Genomic DNA, 10,518 nt, shown 5'->3' on the forward strand with positions numbered 1-10,518 from the left:
CCCTTAGTTTATATAATAGAAAAAGGCACACAATATATTCACAAAAGTGAACATTGTGCGCCTTCAGTTTATCTGATTAGCTTCTAATGCATTTTATTCGATTTCTTTTCATTTTAATTCCGTAATTCATATGTGTCAACTTGGATTTTGTTTTTTCTTCCTAAATAAAAATCAGTGAGGATCGTCCCTCACTGATTACAGTTTCAATTTATTTCTTTAACTTATCCGTCTTCGCAATAAATTGCGCTGCTTCCGCACGGCTTACCGCTTTATCTGGAGCCCAGCCATTATCTGTTCCAATTGAAATGTTTTCTTGGATTAAAATATTGGCGTATTTCGCACCCCAATGATTGTTTAAGTCAGCAAATTCTTTTGGTAGTTTCATATTTTCATTTCTTTCTAATTTATATGCATTTACTAGCATAGAAGCCATTGATGCACGGTTAATTAACCCGCTTGGATTAAAGTTACCTTTCTCATCACCTTTTACAATACCTGCTTTTTCAACTGCTGCGATGTATGGTGTAGCCCAGTGATTTTGTGCATCAGGGAATGATGGCTTTGCATCTTTCTTAATTTCTAAACCTAAAACAGTTGCTAATATTTTCGCAGCTGAGCCACGATCGATATTTTCAGCCGGAGCAAATGTACCGTCTGGCTTACCGTGCACAGCTTCTTTATCTACTAAATATTGAACTGATTCTTGTGCCCAGGCCGGTACATCTGAGAATTTAGGTTTCTGTTCAATTGCACTTGCATCAATTTCAAACTGTAGTTGATATTTATGATCATATTTAATTGCTGGAATTAATATATGCATTTGCATATTATATTTTTTCGAGAACTCACCGATTTCAAATTGAACAACTTTTGTGCCATTATTCGCTTTATCTTCGGAGATTACTTTTACATCATGGAATGTCCCTATTTTATTTGGATCTTCTACTCTAAGATACTGAAAATAGCTACTATCTTGAACTGTTAACGTAACGATTTTTTTATCACCTTGAATCGTTACTTTTGGATTTTTTAAATATGTAGATGCAACTGATGTATCATTCGTTTGATCTTTATAAGTCTTTAAAATAACGTCATATGTGCCATCTGCTAGTTTGCTAGCTGCTTTCATTTCTACTGCCGCTTCTGCTTTCGCAATCGGTGCCATAATACCACTAAATGGAACTGCTAAAGTTGCTGCTATAACGAACGCATTAACATATTTTTTCTTAATCATTATCAACATGACCTCTCTCTTTATATGATTATACCCAACATAACCATCATATTGATAATGATTATCAATGTCAAATAAAAAATATCATTTCCTGCACAAATATGCCTTTCGCTCATTTTTAAACAGTAAATAATGTGCCGTATGAACTTTTCTTTCCAAATAATCAATAGAATACGAGCTTGATGGATCGACTAAATCACCTATCGCACCTGAAAGATGATCAATGACTTGTTGCAGTATTTCTAAGTTTTTCTTTTCACTTTCCGCGTTCATTTCATCCATAATGTCACAAATAAGGTATTGAACTCTCCGTAAACGTAATTCCTTTTGCTCCACGTATATCTCCTCCTTATTAGTCATATTACGGTCTAAATATATGGCACCATAGCTTAACCAATGCTAAAAAATACAAAGGCAACCACCTTCATAAAGATGGTTGCCCCTATTTTTATACTTGCATCGCTTTCTCTTTTAACGCCCTTCTTAACAATTTACCCGTCGTATTCTTTGGTAATTCTGTTAAAAACTCGATACTCACCGGCACTTTATATTTTGCTAAATGTAACGTGCAATAATGCATAAGCTCCTCTTCTGTTACTTGAGCTTGTTTCAGAACGACGTAAGCTCGCACTGCTTCTCCTAAGTTTTCATCAGGAACGCCAATTACGACAACTTCTGCTACAGATTCGTGTGTGTATAATACTTCCTCTACTTCACGAGGATATACGTTATAACCGCCAACTAAGACGATATCTTTTTTACGATCAACGATATAGAAGTAACCTTCTTCATCCATTTTCGCTAAGTCTCCTGTATACAGCCAGCCGTCTTTCAATGTCGCAGCTGTATCTTCTGGCGCGTTATAATATCCTTTCATAACGTTAGGTCCGCGAACAATTAATTCGCCAACTGCACCAACAGGTACTTCTTCCCCAAGTTCGTTCACAATTTTATTTTCTACATGCCAAATATTTGTACCGATTGATCCAGGTTTTCGCGGACGATCTAACGGGTTAAAACAAGTAACTGGTGATGCTTCTGATAAACCGTATCCTTCTGAAACGATAACGTCAAAACGTTTTTCAAAGTTCTGCAGAAGAGCAACAGGCATGGATGCACCACCTGAAATACAAAGGCGAAGCGTCTTCACATCTTCTGCGCTTGCTTCTTCGAATAAATATAAATAATTGTACATCGTCGGTACACCAGCAAAAATCGTCGGTTCGTACGTACGACAAATACGGAATACTTCTTTCGGACTAAATTTCGGTAACATTAAAATAGTCGCTCCGTTCACAATTGGCGCATTGACCGCCACTGTTAAGCAAAATACATGGAACATCGGTAAGGCGGCAACGACGCGATCATCGGCAGTATATTGTAAATACGACGCCACATCGCTCGCATTACTATATAAATTTTTATGTGTTAACATAGCGCCTTTCGGTTTTCCAGTCGTGCCTGAAGTGTATAGAATAACGGCTACATCTTCTTCATCTAACTCTGGGCCTTCGTAAGTTACATCTCCAGCCCCTACCATTGTCGTAAACGTTTTCATTTTTTCGGTTTCTGTATGTTTAAAATCTGATGAGGTTTCGCATATGATGATGTTTTCAAGTGAAGGAAGTCTTGTTGTAAGAGATTGTATAACAGGTAGAAGGACGTCGAGTACGATGATTGTTTTTACATCTCCATTTTGTAAAATGTAATGCATTTCGTCTGCTGTATAAATTGGATTAACCGGAATGACAGTTGCTCCAGCTTTCATTGTTCCGTATAAACCGACCAAAAAATGTGGTGAGTTTCCAACAACTAATGCGACATTGTCCCCTTTTCCAATGCCCATCGCTGCTAAATTGCTAGAAAACCTTGTGACCATTTTGTTTAATTGGTCATACGAGACCGACTGATCCATAAATATATAAGCCGGTTTATCCCCCTTCTTTTTCGCCGTTTCAGCCAAAGATTGAACGAGATTCACACAAACCCCACCTTTATAAAATTTAGAATATTTAAAAATTCTAAATTAATTATATTAAAAGAAAATTAAAGTAGCAAGTGATATTCCATTAATTGCATATACAACGATCACCTCCTGTTGATTCACTTTGGAAGGATACGGGAATTTCTTGTGTTAATAAATTATGAAACGAAGGCTAAAATCATTTCAGGATAATATGCACTCATCTTTTCACTAAGTTTTTCTAGTTCCTCTTTATTCAAGCTCGTATACTCCCCATACAAGTTGATTGCATCCGCTCCATTTTCATGAAAGAACAATGTAACATATAACGTTGGCATTCCTTTATTGTCCTCGTCTATCGACAAGACAAGATCTGGCGTTTTATTCACCGTACTAAACGCTCCATTTCTTTTCCATTCCTTATTTTGAAACATAGTTCGTATATCATCTATCTTTCGCCTGTTATCTGTATGTGTAAAATATATGACATTATCTTTCGCTGGTTTTCCAATAGATAAAAGTGTGCGACTTGAGGACGTTTCATCGTTACACGCTGTCATTCCGATGACGAAACTGAGTAGTAATACGACGTACATTACCCTTTTCATTTCGATCCGCCTCCTTTTAAATATATATATATTCCTTTATAAGGGGGAAATGTCCTGTGATTGTATGGTGAGTGAAATTGTATCGACTTACCGAAAATTTACGCAAAAAAAAGAGGCTGCCAGTTACGGCAGCCTCCCTCATTTTTAGAAGAATAAATGTAAGAAATCTTCTGTTGTAATATTACCGAAGTAACGTGCGATATCTACGCCTTCTAAAGCTACAGTGAATGCATCTTTATCAAATTGTACACCTGTTAGACGCTCTTCAATGTCATGTACATCTAGTGAGCCGAAGAAGTCACCGTAAATTTTACATTCTGTTACTGTTCCTTTTTTCACTTCAAGACGAACGTCAACTTGGCCAACTGGGAAGCGGTGTGAATGTTGTAAGTTGAACTTTGGAGATTTTCCGTAGTTCCAATCCCAATTTTGATAACGTTCTTCAGAAAGTTTATGGATTTCTTTCCAATCATTTTCTGTTAATTCGTACATCGGAATGTCTATTTCACCTTCGAAAATTGTTTCTAGAAGAAGTTGTCTAAACTCTTCTGTCGTCATTTTTTCATTTAAAAACTCTGTAATATTCGCAACGCGGCTACGGATTGATTTGATTCCTTTTGATTGGATCTTATCCATTTTTACTTTTAACGCTGATACGACGTGATCGATTTCAGAGTCAAATAGTAACGTACCGTGACTGAACATACGACCTTTCGTTGAGAACTGCGCGTTACCTGAAATTTTTCTACCTTCAGCTAAAATGTCGTTACGACCACTTAGTTCTGCATTTACGCCTAATTTACCAAGAGCTTTCGTTACAGGCTCTGTGAATTTTTTGAAGTTGCTGAAACTGTCTCCATCATCTTTCGTAATAAAGCTGAAGTTTAAGTTTCCTAAATCGTGATATACTGCGCCTCCGCCTGATAGACGACGAACGACATGAATACCTTTTTCTTTTACGTAATCTGCATTAATTTCTTCTACTGTGTTTTGGTTTTTACCAATGATAATGGAAGGTTCGTTAATGTAGAACAGTAAATATGTTTCGTTAATATCTAAATTCTTCACACAATATTCTTCAATTGCTAAGTTTATTCTAGGATCTGTAATTCCTTTATTATCAATAAATAACATCATATCACCTCATGAGTTCCATACGTAGCCACTATGCGCTAGCGTAATATGGCCACTGAAAATTTGTTTTGCTTCTGTTACTAAATCAGATGTGTTGCCTGTATGCGGTAAATGCGTTAATAAAAGTTCTTTTACATTCGCATCTTTCGCAATACTTGCTACTTCTGTACTATTCATATGTCCTGCTTTTGCCGCTTCTTGATGTGCATACATATTACACTCACAAATGAAAAGATCAGCATCTTTTGTGAATGGAATGAATTCAGGAATATAACTGGAATCCGCGCTATATACTACAGCGTCACTACCAGCTGTAATACGCATCGCAAAGCATGTAACAGGATGAACAGTTTTTAAGAATGAAATCGAGAACGGTCCAACTTGAAGTGTTTCTTCTGGGTTGTATGCGATTCCTTTCGTATGTGGTTCATGTGTTAAAGAATGGAATCCATTCTCGTCAAACGTATGACCGTATATTGGTAATTCCGGTAGTTGCCCCTTTGTCGCACTCGTAATTAATCTCGCATATTGCAATACCCCAATGTCTGCAACATGATCGTGATGATAATGCGAAAGTACAACTGCATCTATATCAGACGGTGTTATATATTTTTGAAGCTGTGCTAGTACACCACTACCACAGTCTACAAGTAAACGAAAACCATCGTGTTCAAACAAATACCCCGACGTTGCTTCTCCCGCTTCTGGAAAGCCGCCCCAAAAGCCGACAACAGTCATTTTCATATGTATCCATCCTTTCTAAAAACCGAGTAGGAATGCATGTTTCACTTACATCCTACATTGTTAACTATAATCCATTTCCTAAACTTTTTCATTAATTTTCAATTTTGTTATAAAACAGTTGTTGACTTTTGTTTTTTGTACTAATACAATGATAGTAAGAAATGGAAATGGAGGGATTGACATGATCGATCAACCAATGGAGTTTTTCAGAAATTTACCGACGAAAACTTGTGCGCACTGCGGGAAAGAAATTGATGAGCAGCACGAAGCGTACCATAACAAATGTGATGACTGCGTTCACGAAGAATAGTAGTTTATGAACATAAAAAAACCTAGCAGACATAGTCTACTAGGCTAATAACATCGTATCTTTCTTCATCGTTGAACCTTTCACCAAGAGCTCCAGTTCAAACTCATACAATTCTTTTTGTCGATAATTTTTCGTATGGATTTTATCCATCATCAGGTCGACAACTTTTCGGGCCATCTCATCGATTGGCTGTTCAATTGTCGTAATACCTGGCTCTGTAATCTGTGATAATATTTGATTATCAAAACCGATAACAGCGAGATCATCTGGAATGCTCCAGTCATGGCGTTTTGCCTCTGAAATAATTCCAGCTGCAACCTCGTCGCCTCCTGCCAAAATCGCGGTAGGATTTTTTTTGTCCTTTAATACTTCATGGAATATTCTCTTTCCATCGTCCCAAGAGAAAGCGTTTTCAAGAAAATCGATCGCTTCTACTTGGCGGCTCTTCTCCGTGATGGCACGTAAAAAGCCCATTTTTCGCTGTTGGCTAACCACTTTGGTTTCGTTACCACGACAAAAAATAAGATTACGATATCCTTGTTCTAACACATGCTTAGCAGCTATGTATGCTCCTTGTGCATGATCAAACTTCACTGTTGGAACATTTGCTTCCTCAATATATTCATTACATAACACGATTGGACCGTGCTGTAAGTATGGCTCTACATCTTCCCACGGATTTTCTAGTGAACATAGAATAATCCCATCTACTTGTTTCGTAGATAATAATTGTAAATACTCCATCTCTTTTTCCGGTAAATATCTTGTTTGACAAATAATCAGTTTATATTTATGTTCAGAAGCAGCAATCTCGATTGCTTCGATAAATCTACTGAAGAAAGGATTTGTAATCCTTGGAACGAGCACCGCAATTGTTTCCGTCTTTTGTTTACGAAGCCTTCTCGCCGCAGAATTAGGAACGAAGCCTAAATGCTTCATTGCTAATTGAACCCTTTTTTTCTTCTCATCTGAAACATATGGATGATTATTAATCACCCTAGAAACCGTTGTCCTTGATAACCCCGCTAATTTCGCCACGTCCTCTATAGTCGACACGAAATTCTCCCCCTTTGCATGAAAACGTTTTCTTAAATTGATTATATAGTATATTATTGGAAACTGCAATATGGGTTGTTATGATTTTACTATATTAATATTATACATAGGGAAAAGTCTGTTAATAGGAGGAAAGTTTATACTACTTTTAGAAGTTTACAGTAGGGGGCAAATGTACATATCATACCGTATATACATTTGCTAAATAATATGTATTTTATTCAATATAAAGCCCCATCAATACGTCATCTCCATAAGATCCATCTTCATATTTAATTTGCTTTATTTGTCTTCCTTCTTCTACAAATCCCATACGTTTATACACCTTAATCGCCCTATTATTAATAGAAACTACACCTAAGCAAATTTTCTCTAAACCTTTCTGTCCTTTAGCCCAACTAATAAGAAATTCAATTAGTTTCGTACCAATGCCTTGATTACAGTACGCCTCTCTAATCCCCATTCCCATTGTGCCTGCATGTCGTAAGCGGTCTAATTCATATCGATTGAAAATTAAAAAACCAACCACTTTTTTATCTACTTCATAAACTATGTAAAGATTACCCTTTTCATTGCCTTTCCCTATCTTTTCTTTTTCTGCATCAATATCATTGGGCAGTTTAGTTGGAGATACTATAAAAAACTTTGTAGTAGTTTCCGATAATATAATTTCTTTTCTAATATTTATAATTGCTTCTGCATCAATCTCTTTTGCTAACCGTATCACTGAATCACCTCATACCTTTTTCTAAAAACTACAAAGAAGAATAGATAACGTGAGGATTCCCCTTCTAGTTCATTATTTTAACTCCTCCCACTTCGTCCAAACTTCTCTCCCGTTTACATGGTACATATTATCCTCTCGATCCATAAACCCGTGCACAATAAACTCGCGTCTAATCGTACAAAAATCATCGTGATATTGCTTTATGAATGTATTCATTTCTTTTTCCGTATATTGATTTTCAGCATTTAATTTGCTAATTAAATGCTCCAACAATACTAGTTTTTTCTTCTTTTGACCTGGAATCGATTTTAGGCGGTCCTCTTTATCGAAAAAGTTACGAATGGTTGTATCACGAAATTTCATTTCACTTTCAGTCATTTTGTTGTCCTCCATCGTTTTTTACATAATACAACTTTATTGTTTGTCCTTATTATTTTTCTTCATTCTTTTACTTACAACATCCATAAGGTAATACCCGCTAATTAGCACATAGTAAACTAAAAGTATTCCTAGTGCGTCTTTCATATTTGTATATTTTTCTTTATGAAACAAGATTGGTGAAAGGGCGTAAACAAGAAAGATGATTAGCGGATTTAAGATAAAATAATAAGTAAGATTTCCTTTCATCATATCAACTCCTCTATTCTAGTTTTCTCTGTAAATTGTTGTAAATCCTTTTCTTTCGTTTAGACTGCACATGCGATATGGTGAAATTAAGAAGAATTATTATAAATGATATTTCACTCTAAAATTTATAAATTTTTCTTATTCATTATCTTTTTTGCTATTTTCACCATAGGTGCTTCAACACTGCTTCCTCTCTTATTCGATAATGAAGCTACTACGACAGACGTATATATTCTACTATCTATTTTCTTTGTATCTTCTGGTTTCCTATTATGGAATTCCTTTTCATTTTTACTCCTATCATCCACACTTTCTTCAAACTGACTTACCACTTTTACATTTGCAACCTATTATTCAAATTAATAAATTAAAAATGGTAAATTATGTTACAATTAACTTATACATACTTTGGAGGGTACATAGTGAAAAAAGCTATTATAGTATTAAGCATTCTATATCTTATTTTAACCGTACATACAGGAGCTGTTCTTTTAGGAAAAGAAGATTATAGAAGTGCTATCAATACATTAAAAGAAACGAAAGAAGTCTCTTCATTTCAATCTGCAAAAGACGGTGTGATTTTATTAAAAGGGGCATTAACTACTGCGCAACCTATTACAGAGGAAAAACTTCAAAATAAAGAATTCGCACTCCTTGAAATTAATACGTATAAACGACGAAAAGCAAATTGGATAAACATTGATACAGAGCAACATATTGCAAAGCAGCTCTTACTAAATAATGAGGTTCTTCCTGCATTAAAAGAAATCCGCTTTTCGATGGAACCAATTACACTGTCAGGAAAAGATATTTCCATCGAAGATTACTCACTAAAAAAGGATGATACTCAATTAACAATTAAAAGTAAAGGATACCGATATACGGGAATAGAAAACAAATCAGACACTCTTATTTTTGGCATAAAAAAGGGAGATACCCTTGAAGGGTATAGTGGTTCTGAAATTCTAATAGGAAAAACAAAAGAGGACATTGCTAGTAATATGAAACTATATACTTTTGCTGAAAAATATGGTCCATTTATTTGGATGGTAGCTACAATTATTCTTATAAGTATCGTGATATACTTGTTCCGTAAAAACAGAAAAACAAATGAACTTTCTCAACCAATAAAACAAAACTAATAAAAAAGCACCGAAAAGGTGCTTTTTTCTATGCTTCAATCGATTGATTTTCCGTAATATTTCTAAATTGTCGTTTGTGCATCCACGTTAATGACGCAATCGTTCCAAGTGATAATACAACGATGAAAATCATGAGTACTCCTACGTTTTGCCACATGAAGTTAAAGTCTCCACTTGATACGACTGCTTTCAATCCTGATACAGAGTATGTCATCGGTAACCAAGCATTGAATGGTTGTAAAAACTTCGGAATCAATTCTAGTGGGAATGTTCCCGCACTTGTTGTAAGCTGAATAATTAATGTGATGATGGCGATGAAACGCCCTGCATCACCAAATGCCGTTACTAAACATTGAATTAATGCGATAAATGCTAAACTTGTAACGATGCTAAAGAGTATGAAATACGGAATACTTTGTACTTCTACACCTAAGCCGAATAGTAATATAATATCTGCTACAATCGCTTGAATAATACCGACTGATAGTAACACGCCGAACTTACTAATAAACCAACTAAATCCAGATTTCGGAACGCCAACTGTATCGCGTAATGGATAAACGATTGATAATAATAACGCCCCAACAAATAAACCGAGTGATAAGAAATACGGTGTAAATCCAGTTCCGTAGTTAGGAACTTCCGCCATTTTCTCCGTCTTCACTTTTACAGGACTTGCAAACATATCATACGTTTTATCCGTCCCTTTCACTTCACCAGTTTTCTCTGCTCCTTCGCCAAGTTTCTCAGCAAGTTCACCGGAACCATCATTTACTTTTACGAGGCCGTCCGTTACTTTTCCGGATCCGTCTGCTAGTTTATTTACGCCGTCGATTAGCTGGGTTGAGCCGGTTGACATTTGATTTAGGCCACCATTTAGATTGCCAAGGCCCGTTGTTACTTGATTTGAGCCATCTGCTAGTTTGGTTACTCCTACTGATAATGTGCCTAAACCACCTGTTACTTGACTTGA

General features: G+C 35.9%; 13 protein-coding genes. 2 read left to right on the forward strand and 11 right to left on the reverse strand.

Annotated features, from left to right (window positions below; translation table 11 throughout):
• Positions 1–208: 208 nt before the first annotated feature.
• The 6 genes from MR113_RS19010 to MR113_RS19035 all read right to left on the reverse strand — a co-directional run bounded on the left by MR113_RS19010 (position 209) and on the right by MR113_RS19035 (position 5,683).
• Positions 209–1,234: an S-layer homology domain-containing protein gene (locus tag MR113_RS19010; protein ID WP_144649893.1), complete on the reverse strand. Its 1,026-nt coding sequence runs from the start codon at positions 1,232–1,234 to the stop codon at positions 209–211.
• 84 nt (positions 1,235–1,318) lie between these two features.
• On the reverse strand, positions 1,319–1,570 hold the full coding sequence (locus tag MR113_RS19015) for a hypothetical protein (protein ID WP_000435468.1): 252 nt from the start codon (positions 1,568–1,570) through the stop codon (positions 1,319–1,321).
• Between the two features lie 112 nt (positions 1,571–1,682).
• On the reverse strand, positions 1,683–3,215 hold the full coding sequence (locus MR113_RS19020) for a fatty acid--CoA ligase family protein (RefSeq protein ID WP_242256191.1): 1,533 nt from the start codon (positions 3,213–3,215) through the stop codon (positions 1,683–1,685).
• A gap of 161 nt (positions 3,216–3,376) precedes the next feature.
• On the reverse strand, positions 3,377–3,805 hold the full coding sequence (locus tag MR113_RS19025; protein ID WP_242256194.1) for a hypothetical protein: 429 nt from the start codon (positions 3,803–3,805) through the stop codon (positions 3,377–3,379).
• Between the two features lie 144 nt (positions 3,806–3,949).
• Positions 3,950–4,939, reverse strand: a complete 990-nt coding sequence (locus MR113_RS19030) for a lipoate--protein ligase (protein ID WP_242256196.1) — start codon at positions 4,937–4,939, stop codon at positions 3,950–3,952.
• A 9-nt stretch (positions 4,940–4,948) separates the two neighbouring features.
• Positions 4,949–5,683, reverse strand: coding sequence for an MBL fold metallo-hydrolase (locus tag MR113_RS19035; RefSeq protein ID WP_073517613.1), 735 nt, complete (start codon positions 5,681–5,683; stop codon positions 4,949–4,951).
• Between the two features lie 181 nt (positions 5,684–5,864).
• On the opposite strand from MR113_RS19035, the gene yhfH reads away from it, so the two are divergent.
• Positions 5,865–5,993 carry a protein YhfH gene (gene yhfH / locus MR113_RS19040; protein WP_000567010.1) on the forward strand — a complete coding sequence of 43 codons (129 nt, stop codon included), beginning with the start codon at positions 5,865–5,867 and terminating at the stop codon, positions 5,991–5,993.
• 39 nt (positions 5,994–6,032) lie between these two features.
• Here the strand turns inward: yhfH and MR113_RS19045 are convergent, their stop codons facing one another.
• From MR113_RS19045 to MR113_RS19060, 4 genes are all read right to left on the reverse strand, one after another.
• The gene (locus MR113_RS19045; RefSeq protein ID WP_000103724.1) at positions 6,033–7,049 is read right to left on the reverse strand and encodes a LacI family DNA-binding transcriptional regulator; all 1,017 of its coding nucleotides are present in this window, start codon (positions 7,047–7,049) and stop codon (positions 6,033–6,035) included.
• A gap of 217 nt (positions 7,050–7,266) precedes the next feature.
• A complete protein-coding gene (locus MR113_RS19050) occupies positions 7,267–7,776 on the reverse strand; it encodes a GNAT family N-acetyltransferase (protein WP_242256198.1) in 510 nt (169 codons plus the stop codon).
• Between the two features lie 72 nt (positions 7,777–7,848).
• Positions 7,849–8,154, reverse strand: a complete 306-nt coding sequence (locus MR113_RS19055) for a DUF2087 domain-containing protein (protein ID WP_137035092.1) — start codon at positions 8,152–8,154, stop codon at positions 7,849–7,851.
• Between the two features lie 36 nt (positions 8,155–8,190).
• A complete protein-coding gene (locus MR113_RS19060) occupies positions 8,191–8,406 on the reverse strand; it encodes a hypothetical protein (RefSeq protein WP_098320049.1) in 216 nt (71 codons plus the stop codon).
• 380 nt (positions 8,407–8,786) lie between these two features.
• On the opposite strand from MR113_RS19060, the gene MR113_RS19065 reads away from it, so the two are divergent.
• Entirely contained in the window at positions 8,787–9,545 is a 759-nt protein-coding gene (locus MR113_RS19065; protein ID WP_242256200.1) for a hypothetical protein, read from the forward strand.
• Between the two features lie 28 nt (positions 9,546–9,573).
• On the opposite strand, the gene MR113_RS19070 is transcribed toward MR113_RS19065, so the two are convergent.
• The coding region (locus MR113_RS19070; protein ID WP_242256202.1) for a YhgE/Pip family protein at positions 9,574–10,518 on the reverse strand (945 nt) is incomplete at its 5' end.

This window comes from Bacillus cereus group sp. BfR-BA-01379 (genome assembly GCF_022663605.1).
Classification (GTDB): Bacteria; Bacillota; Bacilli; order Bacillales; family Bacillaceae_G; genus Bacillus_A; species Bacillus_A mobilis.

Coding starts and splice junctions, on each gene's coding strand:
- MR113_RS19010 (WP_144649893.1), bottom strand. CDS start 1,234: ATGATTAAGAAAAAATATGTTAATGCGTTCGTTATAGCAGCAACTTTA.
- MR113_RS19025 (WP_242256194.1), bottom strand. CDS start 3,805: ATGAAAAGGGTAATGTACGTCGTATTACTACTCAGTTTCGTCATCGGA.
- MR113_RS19030 (WP_242256196.1), bottom strand. CDS start 4,939: ATGTTATTTATTGATAATAAAGGAATTACAGATCCTAGAATAAACTTA.
- MR113_RS19035 (WP_073517613.1), bottom strand. CDS start 5,683: ATGAAAATGACTGTTGTCGGCTTTTGGGGCGGCTTTCCAGAAGCGGGA.
- yhfH (WP_000567010.1), top strand. CDS start 5,865: ATGATCGATCAACCAATGGAGTTTTTCAGAAATTTACCGACGAAAACT.
- MR113_RS19055 (WP_137035092.1), bottom strand. CDS start 8,154: ATGACTGAAAGTGAAATGAAATTTCGTGATACAACCATTCGTAACTTT.
- MR113_RS19060 (WP_098320049.1), bottom strand. CDS start 8,406: ATGATGAAAGGAAATCTTACTTATTATTTTATCTTAAATCCGCTAATC.
- MR113_RS19065 (WP_242256200.1), top strand. CDS start 8,787: ATGTTACAATTAACTTATACATACTTTGGAGGGTACATAGTGAAAAAA.